The sequence below is a fragment of the Fibrobacter succinogenes subsp. succinogenes S85 genome, from assembly GCF_000146505.1.
GTDB classification, from domain to species: Bacteria; Fibrobacterota; Fibrobacteria; order Fibrobacterales; family Fibrobacteraceae; genus Fibrobacter; species Fibrobacter succinogenes.
In genome coordinates this window covers 225,362-248,667 of the sequence record NC_017448.1, presented here as the reverse complement: position 1 = coordinate 248,667, position 23,306 = coordinate 225,362, and the positions used below count along the sequence as shown (strand labels likewise).

The 23,306-nt window shown below is 47.1% G+C and carries 16 protein-coding genes; 9 read left to right on the top strand and 7 right to left on the bottom strand.

Translation table 11 applies throughout. The annotated features are described in order from the left end of the window. Positions 1–29 precede the first annotated feature (29 nt). Complete coding sequence (locus FSU_RS01025; RefSeq protein ID WP_014545056.1) at positions 30–704, top strand: radical SAM protein; 675 nt, start codon at positions 30–32, stop codon at positions 702–704. Here FSU_RS01025 and FSU_RS01020 read toward each other — a convergent pair whose 3' ends face one another. Then, a complete protein-coding gene (locus FSU_RS01020; RefSeq protein WP_014545055.1) occupies positions 705–1,763 on the bottom strand; it encodes an MBL fold metallo-hydrolase in 1,059 nt (352 codons plus the stop codon). It abuts the gene before it with no gap. Positions 1,764–1,949: 186 nt separating this feature from the next. Between FSU_RS01020 and FSU_RS01015 the strand changes: the two genes are divergently transcribed. Next, positions 1,950–3,812 (top strand): phosphoenolpyruvate carboxykinase (GTP), encoded by a 1,863-nt coding sequence (locus FSU_RS01015; RefSeq protein ID WP_014545054.1) that lies wholly within the window; start codon positions 1,950–1,952, stop codon positions 3,810–3,812. Between the two features lie 219 nt (positions 3,813–4,031). Here FSU_RS01015 and FSU_RS01010 read toward each other — a convergent pair whose 3' ends face one another. After that, on the bottom strand, positions 4,032–4,880 hold the full coding sequence (locus tag FSU_RS01010) for a hypothetical protein (RefSeq protein ID WP_014545053.1): 849 nt from the start codon (positions 4,878–4,880) through the stop codon (positions 4,032–4,034). Positions 4,881–5,021: 141 nt separating this feature from the next. Here FSU_RS01010 and FSU_RS01005 point away from each other — a divergent pair, with 141 nt between their 5' ends. Beyond that, entirely contained in the window at positions 5,022–5,501 is a 480-nt protein-coding gene (locus FSU_RS01005) for a methyltransferase family protein (RefSeq protein ID WP_014545052.1), read from the top strand. A gap of 317 nt (positions 5,502–5,818) precedes the next feature. After that, a complete protein-coding gene (locus tag FSU_RS01000; RefSeq protein WP_014545051.1) occupies positions 5,819–8,515 on the top strand; it encodes an alkyl/aryl-sulfatase in 2,697 nt (898 codons plus the stop codon). Positions 8,516–8,604: 89 nt separating this feature from the next. On the opposite strand, the gene FSU_RS00995 is transcribed toward FSU_RS01000, so the two are convergent. Beyond that, a complete protein-coding gene (locus tag FSU_RS00995) occupies positions 8,605–10,179 on the bottom strand; it encodes a vWA domain-containing protein (RefSeq protein ID WP_014545050.1) in 1,575 nt (524 codons plus the stop codon). A 200-nt stretch (positions 10,180–10,379) separates the two neighbouring features. On the opposite strand from FSU_RS00995, the gene FSU_RS00990 reads away from it, so the two are divergent. After that, entirely contained in the window at positions 10,380–12,965 is a 2,586-nt protein-coding gene (locus FSU_RS00990; RefSeq protein WP_015732464.1) for a SprT-like domain-containing protein, read from the top strand. A gap of 119 nt (positions 12,966–13,084) precedes the next feature. Next, positions 13,085–14,581, top strand: coding sequence for a glycoside hydrolase (locus FSU_RS00985; protein WP_014545048.1), 1,497 nt, complete (start codon positions 13,085–13,087; stop codon positions 14,579–14,581). 75 nt (positions 14,582–14,656) lie between these two features. Here the strand turns inward: FSU_RS00985 and FSU_RS00980 are convergent, their stop codons facing one another. Both FSU_RS00980 and FSU_RS00975 read right to left on the bottom strand, forming a co-directional pair. Further along, positions 14,657–15,595: a PD-(D/E)XK nuclease family transposase gene (locus FSU_RS00980; RefSeq protein ID WP_015732463.1), complete on the bottom strand. Its 939-nt coding sequence runs from the start codon at positions 15,593–15,595 to the stop codon at positions 14,657–14,659. Between the two features lie 336 nt (positions 15,596–15,931). Further along, positions 15,932–16,135 (bottom strand): hypothetical protein, encoded by a 204-nt coding sequence (locus FSU_RS00975; protein WP_015732462.1) that lies wholly within the window; start codon positions 16,133–16,135, stop codon positions 15,932–15,934. Positions 16,136–16,573: 438 nt separating this feature from the next. On the opposite strand from FSU_RS00975, the gene FSU_RS16620 reads away from it, so the two are divergent. The 3 genes from FSU_RS16620 to FSU_RS00965 are packed head-to-tail and all read left to right on the top strand — an operon-like array spanning position 16,574 to position 18,635. Next, the gene (locus FSU_RS16620) at positions 16,574–16,699 is read left to right on the top strand and encodes a hypothetical protein (protein ID WP_276324410.1); all 126 of its coding nucleotides are present in this window, start codon (positions 16,574–16,576) and stop codon (positions 16,697–16,699) included. A 31-nt stretch (positions 16,700–16,730) separates the two neighbouring features. Next, positions 16,731–17,831, top strand: a complete 1,101-nt coding sequence (locus FSU_RS00970; RefSeq protein WP_244263685.1) for an FISUMP domain-containing protein — start codon at positions 16,731–16,733, stop codon at positions 17,829–17,831. 39 nt (positions 17,832–17,870) lie between these two features. After that, positions 17,871–18,635 carry a DUF2971 domain-containing protein gene (locus FSU_RS00965; protein WP_014545045.1) on the top strand — a complete coding sequence of 255 codons (765 nt, stop codon included), beginning with the start codon at positions 17,871–17,873 and terminating at the stop codon, positions 18,633–18,635. A 198-nt stretch (positions 18,636–18,833) separates the two neighbouring features. On the opposite strand, the gene carB is transcribed toward FSU_RS00965, so the two are convergent. Next, positions 18,834–22,097 carry a carbamoyl-phosphate synthase large subunit gene (gene carB / locus FSU_RS00960; protein WP_014545044.1) on the bottom strand — a complete coding sequence of 1,088 codons (3,264 nt, stop codon included), beginning with the start codon at positions 22,095–22,097 and terminating at the stop codon, positions 18,834–18,836. After that, complete coding sequence (carA, locus tag FSU_RS00955; RefSeq protein ID WP_014545043.1) at positions 22,090–23,220, bottom strand: glutamine-hydrolyzing carbamoyl-phosphate synthase small subunit; 1,131 nt, start codon at positions 23,218–23,220, stop codon at positions 22,090–22,092. Before carA ends, carB begins: the two co-directional genes overlap by 8 nt. Positions 23,221–23,306: the final 86 nt, after the last annotated feature.

Genomic DNA, 23,306 nt, shown 5'->3' with positions numbered 1-23,306 from the left:
GCGGGCGGGAATCGCGGCGTTTTCTTTCTATGAAAGTTTGTGAAATTTTTAAGAGTATCGAGGGCGAAGGGATTCGCATGGGGCAGGCGGCAGTGTTCGTGCGTCTGCACGGCTGCAACTTGCGCTGTAGCTATTGCGATTCGATGTATGCGGTTGAAGGTCCCGACTTTAAGCAGATGAGCGTGGGGGAGGTCCTCGCTGCAGTTGAAATGTATCGCAACGAATCCGGTGTCAAGTGCGTCACGCTCACAGGCGGTGAACCGCTGATTCACGAAGGTGTGGGCGAGTTGCTTACTGCATTCAGTGATGCGGGCTTTGAAGTCAACATCGAGACGAACGGCACGGTTCCTTGCAAATGGCAGTTGCCAGGACTCTTCTACACGATGGACTGGAAGTGCAAAAGCAGCGGCATGTCTGCCCGAATGAAGATGGAAAATATCATTTCACTCGGCAAAAATGACGTGCTCAAGTTCGTTGTCGGGAGTGTCGAAGACTTGCAAGAAGCGGAAGGCGTTGTCGCGCGACTCTCGCTAACATCTCCAGATAATATGCCGCATATCTTTATTTCGCCGGTATGGGGCGAACTCACCAACGAGCAAATTGTCAATTGGATGGTGGGTAGCAAGGTCATGACGCAAAACAACGCACGCTTCCAAGTGCAACTGCACAAAATCGTGTGGGACCCCGACATGCGCGGGGTGTAATTAATCTAAATACACAACTTCGCCGATTAGCGGCATGAGCAAAGGCTTGCCAGATTCCTGGGCGGCCTTTTTCGCATTTTCGAGAGGCTCGTAATACGGATGCTTGCTCAGGCAGAACTTCGAATGGTGAACGGTCAGATAGCGTTTAGCGCCAAGTTCAAGCATTTCACGACCCAAGTATTGCGGCATCGTATGGACTTGCGCCCAGTCCGGATTGTATTGCCCGTTTTCAAGAATCCCTAAATCGATGTTCGGGAAGTTCGCCTTGATTTTCGAGTAGTGCGATCCGTAGCCGCCATCTCCGCCAATCCAAATCGTACGCTTAGGCGATTCATAGACGAACGAAGCCCAGAACGTCTTGTTCTTGTGCAAATCGCGACCCGAGAAATGCCTTGCAGGCGTTGCCGTAACGCGGGTGCTGTCGCCAAGTTGCGCTTTTTCCCACCAGTCAAGCTCAATAAGTTTGTTCACGGGATAGTGCCAGTATTCCAAATGCGAGCCTACACCAAGTGCGGTTACCACCTTTTTCACTCGCGGTTCCAATTCTGTGACGGTCTCATAATCCAAATGGTCCCAATGGTCGTGAGTAATAACCAGATAATCGATATCCGGCATGTCGGCGGGCTTGTAAATGTCCGTACCCTTGAACATCTTATTAGCAAATTTGACGGGGGAGCCCTTGTAAAACACCGGGTCCACCAAAATTTTCTTACCCGAAAGGTTCACAAGGTACGACGAATGGCCGAACCAAACAATCCAATCTTTGTCGTTGGGGAGTTTTCTCAAGTCCGTCTTTATAGCGTGAATGGCGGTGTCGGGGACGGTGTTCTTCTTTTTGTTGAACATGAATTCGCGCCAGACAGTGAGCGTGCTCTTGTTGCCTGTCATGAATTCCGTTTCTTCGTCATTCACGAACTGCTTGCCATCGTAATGCGGGGACTTTTTGACGCGCTCCAGGTGCTTACCCTGCGGGAGTTTACCAAAGCTCTCTTGGCTTAAAAACAGAACGCCCGCATCGCCCAAGAGAAAAAGGACTGTTAAAATAATCGTTGTAATCATAACTGGTCAATAATATATAATTGTTTTTCTGTAAAAATTCTATCCAGATGTGCAGGTCTGAAATTTCTTTCGTCTTTGGCCTCTCGTCTAGCGTCAAACTATTGACCAATACCCATATTTTTTGCTATCTTGTAGCGCGTTCGAAATATCTCGAAATCTAACACGTTAAACCAATAGGAGCTCATAATGAGTCTTACTCTTAACGATATCAAGCACCCGAAAATCAGTACTTGGGTGAATGAAATGATTGCCATGTGCGAACCGGACAACGTCGTCGTCGTTGACGGTACCCAGGAAGAATATGATGCCCTCATGCAGAAGTGCGTCAAGGCCGGCCTCGCAACGAAGCTTGCCAAGAAGGAAAACTGCTACTTGTTCCGTTCTCTTCCGTCTGACGTGGCTCGCGTCGAATCCCGTACGTTCATCTCTTCTGTCAAGGAAGAAGATGCAGGTCCGACCAACCACTGGATCGACCCGTCTGAACTCAAGCAGACGATGCGTAAGCTCTACAAGGGTTGTATGCACGGCCGTACCATGTACGTGATCCCGTTCTGCATGGGCCCGCTCGGCTCCCCGATCTCCAAGAACGGTATCGAAGTCACTGACTCCGAATACGTCGTTCTCAACATGGACATCATGACTCGCGCTGGCAAGAAGGTTCTCGATATCTTCAACGCTGACGTGAACGCTGAATTCGTTCCGTGCCTCCACTCCGTTGGTAAGCCGCTCCGCGAATGCGAAAGCGACAACGGCATCTGGCCGTGCGCTGACGTTGAATACAAGTACATCACGCAGTTCCCGGAAGAACGCCTCATTTGGTCCTACGGTTCCGGTTACGGTGGAAACGCCCTCCTCGGCAAGAAGTGCTTTGCTCTCCGCATTGCTACCGTTCTCGCTCGCGACGAAGGCTGGCTCGCTGAACACATGCTCATCCTCAAGCTCACCAACCCGAAGGGCGAAGTCAAGTACGTGACTGGCGCATTCCCGTCTGCTTGCGGTAAGACGAACCTCGCCATGCTCATCCCGACTATCCCGGGCTGGAAGGTCGAAACCATCGGTGACGACATTGCATGGATGAAGTTTGGCAAGGATGGCCGTCTCTATGCTATCAACCCGGAAGCTGGCTTCTTCGGCGTTGCCCCGGGTACTTCTGCAGAATCCAACAAGAACGCTCTTGTTTCTGCTGAAAAGAACACGATCTACACGAACTGCGCTCTCACTGAAGACGGCGACGTGTGGTGGGAAGGCATCGGCTACCCGGCACAGGGCAAGCTCGTTGACTGGAAGGGCAAGACCCGTGACGCTCTCCCGAAGGACAAGGCTCCTAAGGGCGAAGAAATGGCTCACCCGAACGCTCGCTTCACCGCTCCGGCTAAGCAGTGCCCGTGCATTGCTAAGGAATGGGAAGATCCGGCAGGCGTGCCTATCTCTGCAATCCTCTTCGGTGGCCGTCGTCCGTCCACCATTCCTCTGGTCCACCAGTCCCTCAGCTGGAACCACGGCGTGTTCCTCGGCTCCATCGTTGGTTCCGAAATCACGGCTGCCTCTACGATTGACGCCTCTCAGGTCGGTAAGATCCGTCGCGACCCGTTCGCAATCCTCCCGTTCTGCGGCTACAACATGGGTGACTACTTCAAGCACTGGATCGAAATCGGTCAGAAGTCCACTGAAGACAAGCTTCCGAAGATCTTCTACGTGAACTGGTTCCGCAAGGATGCCAACAACGAAAAGCTTCCGGGTGGCTTCATGTGGCCGGGTTACGGCGACAACAGCCGCGTGCTCGCTTGGATCTTCGACCGCTGCAACGGTGTTGACAACGCTGTCGAAACTCCGATCGGTTACATGCCGAAGGAAGGCGCCATCAATACTGATGGTCTCGCTGACTACTATAAGGAAACTCTCCCGCAGATCACGAAGGTTGACGTGGAAGGCTGGAAGAAGGAACTCGCTGACGTTAAGGAAAACCACTATCCGAAGTTCGGCAAGCACCTCCCGAAGGAACTCTCTGAAATCATCGACATGATCCAGGATCGCCTCAATAAGGCATAATGTTTGCCGCGGCTTGATGTCGCGACACTCTGTGTCTAGTTCCTAGCGAACTTAAATGCCCTTGCGATGAAAGTCGCAAGGGTGTTTTGTTGTATTAATGAGTCATTCTGAGCGGAGGGCAAAGCCCGTAGTCGAAGAATCTAGCGATAGTGGCGGGATTTTTACGTGTCATCCTGAGTGACGTACACATTGTCATTCCCGCGAAGGCCGGAATATCCCTTATTCAAACTTTGTAGTTATATCAAGCGTATCGCCGCGACCGTATTGGTCCTTGTAGACAAGTTTCCACGAAATTGTGGTGTCTTTGTAGGATTGAATGGTTGTATTGAAGAGTTCATAGTTTACAACTTTAGCTTTTTCCGGCAAAGACGAGTAATAGCATGTGCCTGGGTAGAAGTTGTACATTATTCGTGACGAATCTTGCCTGCAGGTCTTTTCACCTGTAGATTCATTTGTAATTAAACTCAAATGGACGAAAAAATCTTTAGGTCGTATGTACTCTTCTGGAATATATTCTCTTTCGAGGTTCAACGTCAGACTGTCTGGCAAACCGATTGCTTCAAGATGATAATTTGAACTAAACGACAGCAGTCTTGAACAAGGTTCTCCAGAAATTTTTGAAAAAAGCTTTGCAACAGAATCTCGATTGAAGGCGGGAATTTTTGCGACGGGAATGTAATTGACGAGAGCGTCTTTGCCAAAGTTTAAATTCTTGTAAGTCGTGTCGTAAATGGTGTCTTTGTAACCAGGGCATTCAATAAAGTTGTTATTGGCATCTCTACAGCTCAGCATACGCACAATATCTCGATTGCAATCGACATTAGTCACTCGACGACAATTAAAGTTAGAATCATGAACGCGGCAATCTAATGCATCCCATTCGCTTGTATCTCCGTTAAATTTTTGAATACGATATATAGTCACATTCCAGTGTAATGTGCTGTCTTTAATTGCTTCGTAATCTAGAGTTCCGTCTGCCTTCATCCCATTTTCGTCATTTGCACATGCGAAAAAGCAGAATGTCAAGCCAATAAGCGAAGCTATCATGGTTCTGTAAGACAATTTCATTTTTACTCCTGCAAGAAACTCCTTCTGTTTAGAAAAATACATTAAAGCCACTGGTGATTTTGCTTTTTTTAGGGCAATTTTAAGGAAATCTGTTCGAAATCATTTATATTTTATCACACTTGTATTATATAGGAGGGTTACATGAAACTTTTGCGTGAAATTGTCGGTTACGTGCTCGGGGGAGTGCTATTTGTAGGGCTAATTCCAACGCTGATGTGGCTTGCCTCGGGGATGCCGGATTTATTGCCGATTGATATCGCTAGGGGAGGGGTTGTCATCGCGATAATGCTAGCCGGGCTTGCATTAAGCATTTGGACAATCGTTTACATGAAACGCCGCGGGAAAGGGAATCCGATGGACGCGTTCGGACATGAAGTTGCTCCGCGCACTAGCCACCTGATGACTGACGGCCCGTATCGCCTGAATAGAAACCCGATGCTTACGGGAACATTCATTTACCTTGTCGGAGCAGCCGTCTGGATTTGGCATTGGCAAGCTTTGCTCGTGTATGCCGCATTTGTCGCTATTATGATGGTGCAGGTCTTTAGCGAAGAACGCCGACTCCGCCGCGACTTTGGCAAAGAATACGAAGAATTCTGCAAAATCCGCAGAAGATTTTAAAAATTAAAGGCCAACGATTTATAAAAAGAGGTGCTTGAAAAGTGCCTCTTTTTTGCAAGGATTCGTCGCATTGACCGCCGCAATGGCCACAGCATAAACGAAATTCTTTTTTGATTCTATTTAAATTAATTATTATAAATTTTGTTTCTTTATTTGCAACATTACTTAAAAATCTTTACAAATTATCTTTTTTATTTGAAAACAAAGGAAAATATTTCATCTAAAGTATATTGACGGTTTTATTTTATTGTTGTAACTTTATTGTATGTTTGAGGTAATATTAACAAAAAATCACTCTCTAATATCAAAGGGGAAACATGAGCGAAAACACCTCCAACGATACTCAAAATTTAGATTCTAGCGCTTTTACGCGTGTAAAAAATCATTACGAAGCATTACGTAGTGAGCTCGGCAATAATCAACGATCTTCGGAATACACAATTGCAGAATACGGTAGCTGCGGAGAAGTTGTTCCTGATATTAAAACAACCAACGATCAACCAGTGTGGTCACAGGTAAACTACAAGTTTTTAGAAAATAAATACAATGTCAAAGACAATAATCATTTGTGCGTCCATCCGAATCTTTGGGAAAATGGGGCTAGCAACCATCTGTCGGGCGTGTTTGAAGTTCTAAAGGGAAAAATATACCAAGTTCGCGGCTATGACATGTCCAATCTGACATTCGTAAGGAGCAACCCTCCTATAGAAGGCTGCCGTGACATTGAATTGCCTCGTTGGATTGTCTTTGACACACTTATGAGCAACGAGTGTACAGATGCAGCGATGAAACTTTTTGAAGAATATTTGAAAGAGACGCTTTCAGGTTATTCGCTTAGCGGTTCCATCGTTGGGATGATTATCAGTCATTCCCACATTGACCATTATGGTGGAATGGAAACTGTCGCTAAATATTTTATCGATTCTGGTAATGGAAACATTGACGAAAAAGAATCCGAGAATGATGTAAAAAAGGTCGCTAACCGCTTTATTCTTGCCCCCGCCGGTTTTTACGACCATTCTGTAAGCGAAAATGTTTACTTGGGCAACGCCATGGGCAGACGCGCTTCTTACCAGTACGGAAGCTTTATCAAGCCGTCGGACCCCAATGACGTCCACGGAGAAATAAGTATTGGTATTGGTCAAGGCCAGTCTACAGGGCGCCCGTCAGCAGTGGGGAAGCCGACAATTGAAATTTCGAAAAATACAACACTGATACTTGACAAAATTAAAGTAGAATTCCAGTTGACGCCAGGGACAGAAGCGCCTGCCGAAATGAATAATTATATCCCGGAATATAGAGCTTTGTGGCTTGCCGAAAACTGCTCCGGTACGCTCCACAACCTTTACACCCTTCGTGGGGCGGAAATTCGTGATGCCAAGGCTTGGGCTAGTTATCTGATGCAAACGGCTCTCTTGTATGGAGACAATACGGATGTTATTTTCCAAAGCCATAACTGGCCTCACTGGCGCAGCAAAACAGATGAAAAAGGTAATGTGCTGGATGTTGATATCCGCAAATTCATTATTGATACAGCATCCATTTACAAGTACATCCACGACCAGACTCTACTTTATATGAATATGGGCTACAAGATGGACGAAGTGGCCGATATGCTTGTACTGCCGAGAGGTATTCAGAAAAACTGGAGCCTTAAGCCTTTCTATGGTACACCTGTACACAATGCCAAGGCCATTTATCAGAAATATCTTGGATGGTACGATGCAAATCCCATTCATCTTCAGGAACTTCCGCCGGAACAGTTAGCGAAAGAAATGATGCGCTACATGCAGGCTGGCAGTAAAGAAAAAATGTTGTCTATGATTAGCGACGATATTGCGGCTGGAAATTTCTGGACTGCCGCTTATATGGCAAATCAAATCATCCTTGCTGGCGATGAAAATGAGTCTGTTGCGAAGGATTTGTGTGCTTCCGCTTTGCAGCAGCTCGGTTACCAATGTGAATCGGGAACTTGGCGTAACGCTTACCTTTCTGCGGCTTATGAACTCCGTAATGGTAAAATTCATTCGAAAAGGTCTTCGTCTGATTCTACAGCACAAATGCCTGCAGAAACGTTGCTGGATTATATATCCATTTTCTTTGATGGCGAAAGGGCTGCAAGCAAAATCAGTTGCGATATGTACCTCAAAGTGCCTGAAGATGCGACAACCTCGTATTTCTTGTTCGTTGTGAAAAATGGAGCAATACTTTATCATAAGGTTGAAAATGCTGACCAAATTAAAGCCATAAGTGGCTCAGCAACGATGGTTACTCTCCAGGATCTGAGATTGGTTGCTGCGGGTAAGTACACGGGTTCATGTGGGGCTCTTAAACAAATATCGAAAGCTATGGTCTCTATAGACTGCGACCGATTCAAGTGCTTTGATATTATTGACAAGCATGATGGCGAAGTGCTTTTTGAAAAAGACAAAAATGCAAAAACCGACGAAGAACGCTATGAAAAAGTAGATTTGAAGAAAGAAGTTGAAGACTGCATTGATCTTCTTGAACAATATACGGATAAATTCAAAAAAGAAGACGATGTTGTTCATCTTTCGAATGTCGATATTCCGCGTTGGGAACGTTATTACAACCTGCTTAAAGTGCAAACGCAGGTGATTCTTGACGGAGATTTCTTTATTCCTGGCGATGCGACTATGGGAATAGGAAAAGATAACCAATTTATGTCATACGAGCTGTACTACACGCTCTATAGTCTTTACAGATATCTGTATCGAAGCTATTTAAAGAATGACTATGGTTATAAATTTACAGATTCCAGCAAGAGTACAGAATTTATCAAGTTGAAAGAAAAAATTGTATTGCTTGAAACGTATGTTGCTGACTTCTATCTGAGCAAATCCAAAGATGAAGTTGTGTTTGAAGAAGGCGATGCTTTAGCTTGGTGTTATCTGAATAATGATGATGATACGACTGATGTTTCGTTCAGTGTTGCTTATTTCTTCGGTCTGCTCTACAATCTCTACAAAAAATTTTCTGACGAGATTAAGTAAAGTTGATGCTATAGAAATGATTTGACATTGTAAAAAGAAAGTGCCGCGACGAGAAACCGCGGCACTTTGAGTATGTTATTGGTTACGATTTATTCTATATATTTCTTGATGAGGCGGACCATCAAATCGGCGAGTTTTTCCACTTCGTAATCGCCGACGGAAGCCTCGATGTGTTTGTTTCCGATGCCGCTATCGTTAGTGAGGAAGACGTACGTGCCGCCCGTTGCAAGTTCAAAGAATCTCAGCATAAATTCGGTGTCCTTGTCCACGCCACTAGCAGCCACCGGAATAATCTTGATGCCGTTCTGGGCAAAGAGCGCAATGGATTTTTGCAGGCTTTCGATGACGTTGTCCTTATGGTGAGCAGGGGCGTCAAGAATCAAGAATGCAATACGTGCGCGAGCCGATTCATTCCAGGAAAGCTTTTGCAAGGATGCTTCAAGTGCATAGTCAACAGCTTCGGGATAGTCGCCACCACCGCCTGCTTTCTGTTTGGCGACAAATTCCTGAGTTGTAGAAACGTTGTCTGAAAAATCATCGTATCGGGTGATGTATTCGTCTTGGACATCGCGGTAGAACAAAGCGGCAGTGCGCAAAGCGACGTTATTGCCCAAACTGGCATGGTCAATAATGTAATTCAGGTCAGAAATAAGGAAGCGGATTTCGTCGGTCATGGAGCCTGTAGCATCCACGATGAATGCGATGTCGGCCTTTGCTGCGGCCAGCTTGGCGTCAGCACTTACGACAACGTTGACGTTGACTTGTTCATCGCCCAGCGAGGTAAACTTGACCGGTTCTGTATAGCTTGCTCCATTGACGTTGAGCGAATAGTCTGCCTCAACGATATCACTATCATCATTGGCAAAGAGGCTCTGCCAGCAGTAAGCGAAGCCCGCATTATCCGTCTTTGTGGAGAATAGCACAGTGCCACCCTTAAGGAGTTCCACGGGGACATTTGCAATGGCGGTGTTATTGCCATCGACAACTTGTACGGCTACGAGATTCTTAGGGTAGAATTTCCAGTAGCTTGTTTTATCGTAATACTTGTTTTCGTTGAGGAGACCACTCCAGAATTTCCAATTGTCGAGGTCGTTCCATTCTCCCGCCGTGAGTAATCCTGATGTTCTGTTGTTTGTGCCACCAAGGCCTCCCGCGCCGCTCGTTCCACCGACTCCACCTGCGCCGCCTGGCGATCCGCCTGTTACGCTAACGCCACCGGCACCGCCTGTTAAGCCGCCGGCTCCGCCGCCTTTGGTAGAAGTGGTTGCATCGGAGAAACCTCCTCCGAAACCACCAGCACCGCCTTCGTAGCTGTCTGTAATGGCGTATTCATAGTCACCGAAGGGAGTGTCTAAGAAATTTGTTGCGCTGCTTTTGGGCGTGGCACTTGAAGAACTTTCTGTTCCCGAGCTACTTTCAGCGGAGCTTTCTGTAGAACTTTCTGCAGAGCTTTCAACGCTCGAAGACATTACAGAACTCGAGGAGAATGCTGAGCTGCTTTCGGCGTCAGGACTGTCGGCGGAGCTTTCTATACCTGAGCTTTCGATTCCTGCGCTTGTGGGGTTTTCGGCACCCGCTGCACTCGGAAAATTCCCGATGTTGTCGTCGCTACAAGCGGTACTCAATAGCGAAAACGCTATAACCGCCAACCATTTCTTTTTCATGTTAAGGCCTCCTTCTTGTTTCCTATAACATGAAATATAATTTTAGTACGCAACAAAGATGTGTAAATTTTTGAAATATCGTTGTTTCTGTTGAGAAAATTGTCAAAACATTTTCTATATGCAACAAAGCGTTTTATATAGAAAACGAAAAATTCCATTTTGACACTTAGTGTCATTTTGTTTGGTTATATTTGTGGATCATGCAAAAGTTTTCGCTAAAGAATATCCGCTTTTTGATTGGTGAATTTGAAAAACGATTGGCCGATTTGAGGTCATTTTCGGATTTTACATCTAAAGCGGAAACCGCTGTAAAAGAATCTGCCGATGCGGTATTGAACTCTCTTATCAAGGAAAAGCTTGAGGGGGTGTTTCTTGGGCGGCTGGATCTTGAGCCGGAAACTTTGCTTAGTTTGACCGAAAGAAAGGTCACAAACGCTTCTCATTTGATGGGCGTGTCCGAAAGCGTTCTTGCCAACGCATTTGCGGTCCCTGCGGCCGATGCAAAGAAAATTGTCGAGTATGTGGGGGAGCATTACGAAAATGCTCGAAAATCTGTCAATGTGAAGTTGAATGTTGACGAGAAAACGCGGGAATCATCTGACCTTGTCCGGGCTCTTTACGCTTATCGTCATGGGCTTTCGTTAGCGCAAAAATGCCAAGAACTTTTGAAAGAAAACGAAGCTCGTGTCATTGAAAATATCAACGCATTGCGCCCCTATACGAGTTCGTTCAGGTTTGTGGCGACGCTCCTCTTTAACAAGGAGGCGAAAGTCCGGTTTAATTCGCTGAATGAGCTTTATGAGAGCGATTTTTGGCAGCGTTCTGCGTCTTTGCTCTCTGAATTGCAAACGCTAATAACGGCAGATCCGTCGTTTGCGTGGGAGGCGTTTTCTCAATCGCCAATTCCTTTCTTTACCGACTTGGAAAGGATTTGCCCTTACGCATTGGGCAATGAAGAAATAGTTTCGTCGGAATTGCCGAAGGAAATTCTTGACGAACGGACGAATTTAGACGGCTTAAAGACGCAGCTGCGCCAATATCAAGTTCTTGGCGTGAAGTTTATTTTGCATCAGGGACGAGTTTTGCTAGGGGACGAAATGGGTCTCGGTAAAACGGTCGAAGCGATTGCCGCACTTGTGACATTGAAAAATTTGGGTGAAACCCATTTTATGGTTATTTGCCCGGCAAGCATTTTGGTGAACTGGATTCGTGAAATCCAGAAGCTTTGTGATATTCCAGCCGTAAAAATCCACGGACCGGACAAGTTTATTTATTTTGATGCGTGGAAAAAGAATGGGGGAGTCGCTGTTACGACTTATGAAACTTCGAGACAGCTGGAATTATCTGAAAAAGATTCCATTTCGATGGTTGTTGTCGATGAAGCGCATTACATCAAGAATCCGGGGAGCCAACGCACCGTGAGTGTCCGCAAAATATGCAAACACTCAAATCGGTTGCTGCTCATGACGGGTACTGCTCTTGAAAACCGCACGAAAGAAATGCTCTTCTTGTTGCAAATTCTCCGTCCGAAGATTGCGTCAATGGCGATGGGCTTTGCTAAAGAAAGTACTAGCCAAGAATTTATGCAGATGATTGCGCCGATTTACTATCGGCGAAAGCGCGAAGATGTGTTGAAGGAATTGCCGGAGCTCATCGAAGAAGAATCGTGGATTGAAGGTGGCGATGCTGAGATGGCTGCATACGAAGAAGCGGCTGTTAAAGAAGAATTCATGACGATGCGCCGGGTTTCTTTTAATGTCGACGATTTTGAACAGTCCGGAAAGCTGAAGCGAATCAAGGAGATTGTTCGTCAGGCAAAATTTGAAAACCGCAAGGTTCTCGTCTTTTCATTTTTCTTGGAAACCATCAAGAAAGTTTGCGCATATTTGAATGATTCTTGCATGGAGCCTATTACGGGTGCGGTGCCTGTGAGCCATAGGCAAGAAATTATCGATGCGTTTGAAAAATCCCCTGCCGGGACAGTTCTCCCGTTGCAAATCAACGCGGGCGGGCTTGGTTTGAACATTCAGGCCGCCAATGTGGTCATCTTGTGCGAACCGCAGCTGAAGCCGAGTGCCGAGATGCAGGCGATTTCTCGCGCATACCGAATGGGTCAGGTCCGAAATGTGCTGGTGTACAGGCTTTTAATGCTTGATTCGATTGACGAGAAAATCAACACTCTGCTCAAATTCAAAAAGCAGGTTTTTAATACGTTTGCCGATAAGTCTCTGTCCGGGACGCAGGATTTGGAAATCAGTCCTGATGAAATCAAGAATCTTTTCAAGAAAGAAGTTGAGCGAATCCGTGCCGCACAAGGGAGCGTTCCGACAGACAAAAGTCTTATTGCAGAAAACGAGTGGCTTGGAAAAGAAACGAATGAAGAAATAAATGAATTTGGCTATCGGGAACATGATCCGGTTTTGATAACGCCGGATTTTATGCGGAAAACCTGCGAACGCTACAATGAGCTCTATTTTGAAGGCATGCTAGACGTAGACCGGTTGACTTTTGAATTGGACTATAGTTCTAGTTATTTGGCCTGTTTTGTTCCTAGCTATTTAAGCATCGTATTCAGCCGCCATTTTGAATTTGATTACCGGAAATACCGCAATACGATGGTGCATGAAATGTGCCATTATTATCTGTATTCATTTTCAATAGAAAATAGATCCGACAACACTTTCAAATATGAGACGGTTCACGGCAAAGCATTCCAGGATTTGGTCGACAGATTGAATTCTAAACATGCTGAGCTCAATGTGATGCTTAGAGATTGTGATTGCTAAAATTGGGTATAACGCCATAAAGCTGTTGTCATTTTATCAAGACAAATTCGATTTTAGCTTTATATAAAGTGAATTTTTCAACTTACTTTAAAGAAAGTAAGGGACAAAAAGGAGGCTTTATGACGTATTCAATGAAGGGATTTTCTCTTTTTGCGGGTTCTATCGCATTTTTGAGCACTCTAGCCTGTGCTGCAACGATAAACGTTGACATGGGCAAGGAATACCAGCGCATCAGCGGCTTTGGTGCCGCATCAGCATGGGCGGGGTCCATCACCGACAAGAACGCCGCCTTCCTTTGGGACTCCACTAGTGGCGCGGGGCTTACCCTGCATCGCATCCGTATTGCTCCGGACGGTTCCACCTCCGAAACAAGTATCGCCAAAAAGGCGAGTGAATACGGCGTCAAAGTTTGGGCTGCTCCGTGGACATCCAAATATACTGTCAATTACGATGGCGATAAAAAACATTTGGATTTCAATCACGCCCAGGACTGGGCAAACACCATCTTAAAGTTTACGCAAGACATGCGAAAAGCTGGAGTCAACTTATACGCAATTTCGTCGCAAAACGAGCCCGACGGCACCGGCGACAACCACTACGAACCCGATGAATTGGCACGTTGGGTCGGCGACTACCTTGGTCCCACCCTTGATACCACGGGCATCAAAATCATTGGCACCGAAGCTATCAACTGGTACGGATTTCCCAATTATAAAAAAGCCTTCTTCAACAATCCTGCCGCCCTGAAATACACGGACATTTTCGGGACGCACGAATACGGCGGAGACCCCGCCGCTTACCCTGAAATTCACGAAGCCGGCAAAGAATTTTGGGAAACCGAAGTCTACGATCTCGGAAGCAACAAGGAAGACGTTGGCATGGGAAGCGCTCTCCGCGTTGCAAACATGATTCACGACGCCCTTACTATTTCGAACATGAACGCTTGGCATTTCTGGTGGATTTATTCCTGTAGCGAACCCAGCTGTGGTAATGGAGCGCTTTGGCCGCAAGGACAAGGCAACCCCGATAACGTGGAGCCTACCAAGCGACTCTGGGTCATGGGAAACTACAGCCGCTTTGCACGCCCCGGCGCGAGGAGAATCGACGCCACCAAGAAACCCGAAAGAGATGTAAAGGTCACCGCCTACCGCGACTCCCTCAAGACGAAAATTGCAGTCGTCATTCTCAATTCCAAGAATGAGGAATTCAAGGCGGACTTTGACTTCGGAAGCACAAAGATTGGAAGCTTTAAGCCCTATGTCACCGACGACAATAACAACCTCAAGGAAGGAAGCGAAGTCAAAGTCGATGGCTCAAAATGCAGCTACAGCGCCCCAGCCCGCAGTGCAACGACCGTCGAATTCATTCTGTGGCAGGAGCCCAAGGTGGAACCGCCCAAGGATTCAACAGAATCAATTGCCTTCGGGAGACTTTCTGTACCGCAAAAACGCCAAAGCACATATAAAGTATTTAGCCCAATCGGAGCGTTTATCGGCGAATTCCAAGCCGAGCATATCGATGAACTCCGCAACGCCATGACAAGCGCAGGCTTAAGCCGCGGCGTGTACATGGTCAAACTCGGGAACGCCAAAACGCAACGAATGGTGCTGAGATAGGCAAATAAAGAATTTCACAATGCAAGAGCTTTGCTGTTGCATTGTGGTCTTAAGGTGTGCTTTATTCGGAAAAGATTATGCTGATGCCGTTTCGCGGACTTGTTCTGCCTGCAACTTGCGAACGTCATTCTCGGAAAGCTTGGTCACGCGGGCGATTTTCTCGATGGAATCACCTTCGGCGAGCATGGCGATGGCGATTTCATTACGTTCGTCATCCTTTCCCTGCAGGTACGAGCCCTGTTTTTCGTAAAGCATGTCCGTCATTCCGTCAACCTCATTTAGAAGGGTTTCATCCGTGTACCCCTTAAAAGATACATCATTCGCAAAGTCCTTGTCAAGGAGCCGTTTCAGTTTTTCTTCGGGGATATCCTTGTCTTCAAGGACATCGCGAAAAATCCGCAGCATTTCGGCCCTGTCGGACTGTTCGCGGTTCTCGGGCAGGGTGCGGTCCTCGATGGCGAAAAACTTCTCTAGTTCAACAAGGTAGATGTCCAGCTTGCTGTAGAACAGATGGCGATTCCGCACGAGTTGGGCGTGGTGGAGATAGGTGTCGCGCTCCCTCGGGAACTGATTTTCGGTCAGGATGGAGAGTACGTAGATATGCGGCAGATTGTAATCTTGAGCCTTCTTGACCGTTCGCGAGATGACACGGGCGGTGTAGTAGATGAGCCTGTCAACGAACAGAGTGTTGAAATTCTGCTGGACCTCGATCAGCACGGGCTCGCCTGCCTGTGTGGTGCCGTAGATGTCGAAGATGGCGGTCTTGTCGTTAAGCACACCAGGATTCTCTGGGACCCCCAAGGTATATGTTTTTATGGCCTTGTCTCCCGTGAGCCCGAGCATTGCGTTCAAGAATTTCACAGTCCGTTCGGGTTTCGCCTCGTTGGCTATGAGCATCTTGAAGATGCCGTCGCTGAACGGATAAACGTTCTTGTAGATTTTTCTGTAGTCTGCCAGGTGCTCAGGATGCTCGTGCACGTCCTTTGCCATGGCGATGAATTCGCTTCTGTTCATATTTACCTCCGGCCGCCTACATGCGAAAAAGGCGGGTGTTTTAGCGTTCCCTGCAAATATATATTCCTGCAATGTCAGAATGTGACAGTGGACGCTTTGGGCAGATTTTTTTCGTAAAAATGCAAAAAATTCTAGTATAGAAGCCTTGTTCGGCCCAAAGTTCCTGCGGTGTCGAATACGTTTGGGCATTCGAGTCGTGGGTGAGTTTTTCGCCTTCTTCGATGGCGGCAAGAAGCTCCATGAAAGGGGCTTGATTTTTTTTTCGTTGAACCCTAAGAGCTTGCTGCTGTATTGCAAGGGGATAGCTTCCTAATATTTGAGACGATGTCTCGTAAATTACAGAGATCGAGCATTCTCGCACATCTTTTCAATTTCATCGAAAAAACGATTGGTAGCTTCTGCATTTGCCTTGCGTGCGTCTTCGGCAGTTTCCCTCATGATTTGGGCAAGCATTTCATCTGTCGGCTCTTTTAGGTCTGTCAATCTGTAAGAATCAATACTTTTGTCGTTATCATAAGGCGCTTCTTGATGCCATATCATAGGCGATATACATTTTTGGGGGCGAAATCGCAAGTTTTGGCACCGTTCTGACTTGAAATGGGGCTTTTTGAATAGTTTTAAGGAGGCTTTTTAGACCTTTTGCCGTTGTTAGAAGTTATATTTCTATTGACATATTGAATTAGAGTAGTACTCTTGTTCCCGCTTTGAAAAGTCTGGTAAACTTTTGTGAGGCATAAGCCTCGCTATCTGGGAAGAAGACGAACGCTCACACCGATCGGGTGTGGGTCGTTGGGCGTTTGCCCGCGACTTGCTAAGGCATATTGCCTGGTAAGCCGTCGTGCTTAAGATAGCGGGTTTACCAGAGCCTTCAAAGCATAAGCCGAGCGACACCATGCCTTTTTTGTTTTCTAGAAAATGTGTGGAATCGCTTGATAAAGGCACTGAAGGTCGGTAATTAAGGTCACTGAGCTTGCCGAAATGCCGAACCGCAGAAACGACTACAGCTTACCGAACAAGACTGCAGCTCGCAGACTGCCTTTGGCAGAAAGGGGCGAAAATGACAAGGTTGATTATAGCGTTGGTCACGATAATCTTCTTGACTAGTTGCGGTGATGATTCCAGTAGTAATACGAATTTGACAAACAAAATAGATTTGCCAGCATCATCTACAATTGATTTATTTAGTTCTAGTAGTGATGTATCTAAAATGATTTGCGATAGCGTTGGAACATGTTTTAAGTCTCCATTAGAAACATGTTCTAAACGACCATACAATTCCGAATGCGTTAAATCTTGCGATGCATATTATAGTTGTGAAAATGATTATATCTGTGCTTCAGAATGGCGGGATAATAGTATTTTTTTTGATGTTTGTTTACAAGCTTGTTTTGATTTCAAAGACAGTCTTATTAATGGGAATTTATATTGCTTCGATTTGTTACGTTATGGCAATACAGGTCATTATCTAGACGAAATCTGTAATTCGACTTCAAATTATTGTAGTTATGATTGGAAAATAGAACCTTGCACAAATGAAAATTGCATGAAAGACACAAGAGATGGTCAAATTTACAAGATTACCACTATTGGAAAACAAACATGGATGGCTCAAAATTTAAATTATCGAGGTTATATCTTTCCAACTGCCATGAGAGATTCTTTAAGCTATTGCTATAACGACAGCTGTTTAAAGTATGGACGTTATTACACTTGGGCTGCAGCTATGGATAGTGCTGCAATTTTTTCAACTGGAGGAAAAAATTGCGGATACTTTAGTTATGATACAATCTGTAAGCCTAAATATCCAGTTCAAGGAATATGCCCATATGGTTGGCACTTGCCCACTATAGAAGAATGGCGACTTCTTGTAACAACAGTGGGAGGCGAAGATGTTGCAGGACAAATATTAGGCGCAACTACAGGATGGTGGCTTAACAATGAAAAAAATAAAAACAGTGTTAATTTTGATATTTTCCCTACGGGATATGCTGATTTTGTTGGAAGCACGATCAATTTTATTGATTTAGGTTATGGAGGAAAATTAGGTGTTCTTGGTGTTGGTAAAAGCGCAAAGTTTTGGTCTTCAAGCTACCACAATCCTTCTACAATTAATGGAGTAAGCGATCACAAAATATTTGGTGCTGAAGGACTTTATTATAGTCCTGAATATGTAAATACTACTAATGGGGTTGGATTTGTTAGTTTTGCTCGATCAGTTCGATGTGTAAAGGATTAACGATTTTTCTATTTGCAAAATATTTGAAAATAGGTTAATATGGATCCAGAATATAAAAGAGGCTGGCTAAGTCTTTCTGCCAAAGAAACCGATAAAATAATGCTTTACCGGTTCTTTTCGTATAATTCAAATACGTTGGGGCCCTTAATTTGTGGTGGTTTGTATTTTTCCTCTCCAAAAGACTTTAATGATCCTTTTGACTGTAATTTTAGAATGAAGCCAACTGCAATAGAAAAACAATATGGCATTAGTTGGGATTCTACTGTAGATGAGTTTAAAGCGGATGTTCATAAAATGGGCTTTGTTTGCCTTTCTCCACATTGGGACAATACATTGATGTGGGCTCATTATGCTGATAAATTTAATGGCTTTTGTTTGGGATTTGAATTTAACAATCCTTTATGTCGCAATGTTGATTTTGAAGAACCTTTTACAACATTCAGAGGAAAAGCTTATTATATACTCGACTTTTGGCTTCATGAGATGATATACGCAAATAAAGATGAATATCCAACAGGGACTTCATTTGGTTTCGATGAAATTGAAGAAGAAATGCCCGAAGCGATAATTCGTTACAAAGCATCGGATTGGCAATATGAGCATGAATGTAGGCTTTCATTTCGGGGAGGAAATGGCATTCATCCAATTCCAGGAGATCTCAAGGAAGTGTATTTTGGATTGCGTATGGATGACGAAAAAAAGAGAGTTTTGACATCAATTTTGGGAAAATATCATCCAACATTTTATAATACTAATAAAAGTGAAACTTATATAAAAGTTGATAGGATTTTGTTTGAATTTTGATTTCATTATCATGAAAGAATGATTAGGTGAAATGCGTAAGCTAGGCGTTGCGGGCTGGCGTCTGAAGCCCGCTAGAAGGGGTAGCGGAAGACCCGGCTTGGGTGGGGTATAAAAAGGAGAAGCCCGCTTGCGCGGGCTTGACACTAAGGGTGGGACGGGGCTGAAGCGAGGGGAAGACTTTCCCCTCTTTCATCCGCCTTACTTCTTCACGTGTCTATGGTATTCCTGGAGACTGCACACTTCGAATCTTCCGAAGTCGTGCTTGTCCATGAGGCCTTCCACGGTAGAGGTGAGGGCGGCGATGGTCGTCGTGATAGGAATGCCAGAGACCACAGCCTTGGAGCGCATTTGGATTTCGTCGACCATGGCTTCTGCGCCAGTTTCGGTGGTGTTCACGATCCACTGCACTTCCTTATCGTGGATAAGGTCGAGCAGGTTCGGGCGACCACGGGAGATACGGAATACGGCGCGAGTCTTGATGCCTTCGTTGTAGAGCATCGTGGAGGTGCCGCGGGTGGCGTACAGTTCGTAACCGAGGTTCACGAGCTGGCGAATGAGCGGTACTGCCTTCTGCTTGTCTTCGTCCTTGAGCGAGACGAAAATGTTGCCCTGGCTCGGGACCTTGTTGCCGGATGCTAGCTGGCTCTTGAGGTAGGCAAGACCGCGGTCGCGATCGAGGCTCATGACTTCACCAGTGGACTTCATTTCCGGAGAAAGCGTGATGTCGACGCCCGGGAACTTGACGAACGGGAAGACAGCTTCCTTAACGCTCACGTAAGGCACGCGGACTTCTTCGGTAAAGCCGATTTGTTCGAGAGATTCGCCGGTCATGCAGCGTGTTGCATAGCTTGCGAGCGGCACGCCGATGGACTTGGAAACGAACGGCACCGTACGGGATGCACGCGGGTTCACTTCGATCATGTAGAGTTCGCCATCCTTGACGGCGAGCTGCATGTTCATGAGACCCACGACGTGGAGTTCCTTTGCAAATTCCTTGGCGAATTCACGGACCTTGTCCTGAATTTCCTTGGAGAGGGTCATCGGCGGGATGACGCTAGCGGAGTCTCCGGAGTGGATACCTGCGGGTTCCACGTGTTCCATGATGGCGCCGATAACGGTGTGCTTGCCATCGCTGATGCAGTCCACATCGAGTTCGGTTGCGTCTTCGAGGAAGCGGTCGATGAGGATCGGCTTGCCTTCGCCAATGGCGGCAGCTTCTTCCACGAACTTGCGGAGGTACTTTTCCTTGTAGACAATCACCATGCCGCGGCCACCGAGAACGAAGCTCGGGCGCACGAGAACCGGGTAACCGATCTTATCGACAATGGCGAGGGCTTCTTCGACATTGTGTGCAATGCCGCTTTCGGCCTGCTTGATACCAATCTTGGTGACGAGCTGCTTGAAGAAGTCGCGGTCTTCGGCGAGGTCGATGTCTTCGGGGCTTGTACCGATGACATTTGCACCAGCCTTCTTGAGACGCATAGCAAGGTTCAGCGGAGTCTGACCACCGAACTGAACAATCACGCCCGCGCACTTTTCGCGTTCGTAAATGCCCATCACGTCTTCGAGCGTAAGCGGTTCAAAGTAGAGCTTGTCCGAAGTATCGTAGTCGGTAGAAACCGTTTCGGGGTTAGAGTTCACCATGATGACTTCAAAGCCGTGCTTGCGGAGCGTAAATGCAGCGTGGCAGCAGCAGTAGTCAAATTCAATGCCCTGACCGATTCTGTTCGGACCACCGCCGAGCACCATGATGCGCTTCTTGCTTTGGTGACCCGGAATTTCGCGGACCGGTTCGGTATTGTCGGCGTAGCAGCTATAGTAATAAGGAGTGATAGCTTCGAATTCGCCGGCGCAAGTATCGACGGAGTAGTAGCTCGGGACGAGACCGATCTGCTTACGCACTGCCATGACTTCTTCGGGAGTCTTGTGGAAGAGGTAACCGATCTGGATATCGCTGAAGCCGAATTCCTTAGCCTGGCGGAAGAGAGCCTTATCCTTGGCGAGGTTTTCGAGAGAACCTGCAGCCGTGATTTCGTCTTCGAAGCAGGCGAGTTCTTCGAGGTGACGGAGGAAGTAGCGGTCGATTCTGGTCACATCGTAAAGCTTTTCGATGTCCCAGCCGCGGCGGAATGCTTCGTAGACTACGAAGATGCGTTCTGCACTCGGGCGTGCGACTTCCTTGGCGAGCGTTTCGTCGTCGTATTCCTTGAACTTTTCGCACTTGGCGCAGGCACCGAATCCGCCGAATCCCGTTTCGAGAGAGCGGAGGGCCTTCTGCATAGCCTGTTTGAAGTTCGTACCGATGGCCATGGCTTCGCCCACAGACTTCATCTGGGTGCCGAGCGTGGAATCTGCCTTCGGGAACTTTTCGAATGTAAAGCGCGGGACCTTTACAACAACATAGTCAAGAGCCGGTTCGAAGCAGCTCGGGGTCGATTGCGTGATGTCGTTGCGGAGTTCGTCGAGCGTATAACCCACGGCGAGAAGTGCTGCAATCTTTGCGATGGGGAAGCCCGTTGCCTTGGATGCAAGAGCGGAAGAACGGGACACACGCGGGTTCATTTCGATGATGATGCGACGGCCGGTCTTCGGTTCGATAGCCCACTGCACGTTAGATCCACCGGTTTCCACGCCGATTGCTTCCATGACCTTCAAGGAGTCATCACGCATGGCCTGGTAGGCGCGGTCATCAAGGCTCTGGATCGGAGCAACCGTGATGGAGTCACCGGTGTGAACACCCATCGGGTCGAGGTTTTCAATGGAGCAGACGATAACGGCATTGCCCTTCTTATCGCGCATGACTTCCATTTCGAATTCTTTCCAGCCGAGGAGCGATTCTTCAATAAGCACTTCGTTGTTGAGCGAGGCGTCAAGACCGCGGTTCACGATGGTTTCGAATTCTTCTTCGTTGTGGGCGATACCGCCTCCAGTACCACCAAGCGTAAAGCCCGGACGGATGATCAACGGCCAGCTTCCGATGGTGTGGGCGATAGCGGTTGCTTCGCTCATGGAGTGTGCGGAACCGGAACGGGGGAGGTCAAGCCCGATCTTGAGCATGGCTTCCTTGAACAAGTGACGGTCTTCGGCGCGCTGGATGGATTCGGCTTTAGCACCGATGAGTTCCACCTGGTAGCGGTCGAGAATGCCGCGTTCGTTGAGTTCCATGGCGAGGTTCAAGGCGGTCTGGCCACCGAGAGTCGGGAGCAATGCATCGGGGCGTTCGCGACGGATGATTTCGTGGAGAATATCGACGCTCAGCGGTTCGATGTAAGTGCGGTCAGCCATTTCCGGGTCGGTCATGATGGTTGCCGGGTTGGAGTTCACGAGCACCACTTCGTAACCTTCACGACGAAGCACCTTGCAAGCCTGCACGCCGGAGTAGTCGAATTCGCAGCCCTGGCCAATCACAATCGGGCCAGAACCGATGAGCATAATCTTCTTGATGTCGGTACGCTTAGGCATTCTTGCCTCCCTTGAAATCTTCAATCATCTTCTTAAATTCTTTGAATAAGTACATGGAATCGTTCGGACCCGGGGCAGATTCCGGATGGTACTGCACGCTGAATGCCGGGAACTTTTTGTGGCGGATGCCTTCGACCGTGTTGTCGTTCAGGTTGATGTGCGTGACTTCGACATCGGCGGGGAGAGACTTTTCGTCAATGGCGTAGTTGTGGTTCTGTGACGTGATTTCGACAGCGCCCGTCAAGAGGTTCTTGACCGGATGGTTGCAGCCGTGGTGGCCGAACTTGAGCTTGGAAACCTTAGCACCGAGAGCAAGGCCCAAAAGCTGGTTACCAAGGCAGATACCCATGAGAGGGATCTTGCCGAGGAGCTGCTTGACCATGTTGTAAACCTGCGGGAGGCTGTTCGGGTCGGCAGGGCCGTTGGAGAGGAACACGCCATCCGGCTTCTGTTCCATGATCTTTTCGTAGCTCGTGCCAATCGGCATAACCGTGATGCGCATGTCCTGTGCGGCGAGGTTTCTCAAGATGTTCGTCTTGATACCGAAATCGAGAGCGACGATGTGGTACTTGCCTTCGTTATTGAATTCGTAGCCGTTCGGGTCGCTCACCTTGCTCGCATAATCCTGACCGTCGAGGCCTTCCCAAGCCTTTGCCTTTGCGATAGCTTCGGCTTCGGTCATTTCCGTGTCTTCGACGTGGAGGTAAGCCTTCTGGGCGCCGTGCGTGCGGAGGTGGAGCGTGAGGGCGCGAGTATCAACGCCTGCAATGCCTGCCTTCTTCTGGGCGAGCATGTAATCATGAAGCGATTCTTCGTTCAGTTCCTTGGAAACCCAGTCGAGGGAGTTCACGACAATTCCGTTCAAGAAAACCTGGCGGGATTCGGACTTTTCAAAGTTCGTAGCGTAAGCGCCAACTTCGGCCGTGGTGAAAACCACGAACTGACCAGCGTAAGACGGGTCGGTCAAAATCTGCTTGTAACCAGCCATACCGGTGTTAAACACGGCTTCGCCAACGGTATCTTTCTTTTCGCCAAAGGCGTAACCGTGGAATACGGCTCCGTCAGCCAAGGCTATAAAAGCCTTACGCTCGCGCTTTGCTTTCCATTGAAATTTTTCGTTCATGATTTACCTTACGTCACAGTTGTTGGGGTAAAAAGAAAGGCAAAAGCTAAATGCCTTTGCCTTAAAAATAAAACTCTTAAAAAAAT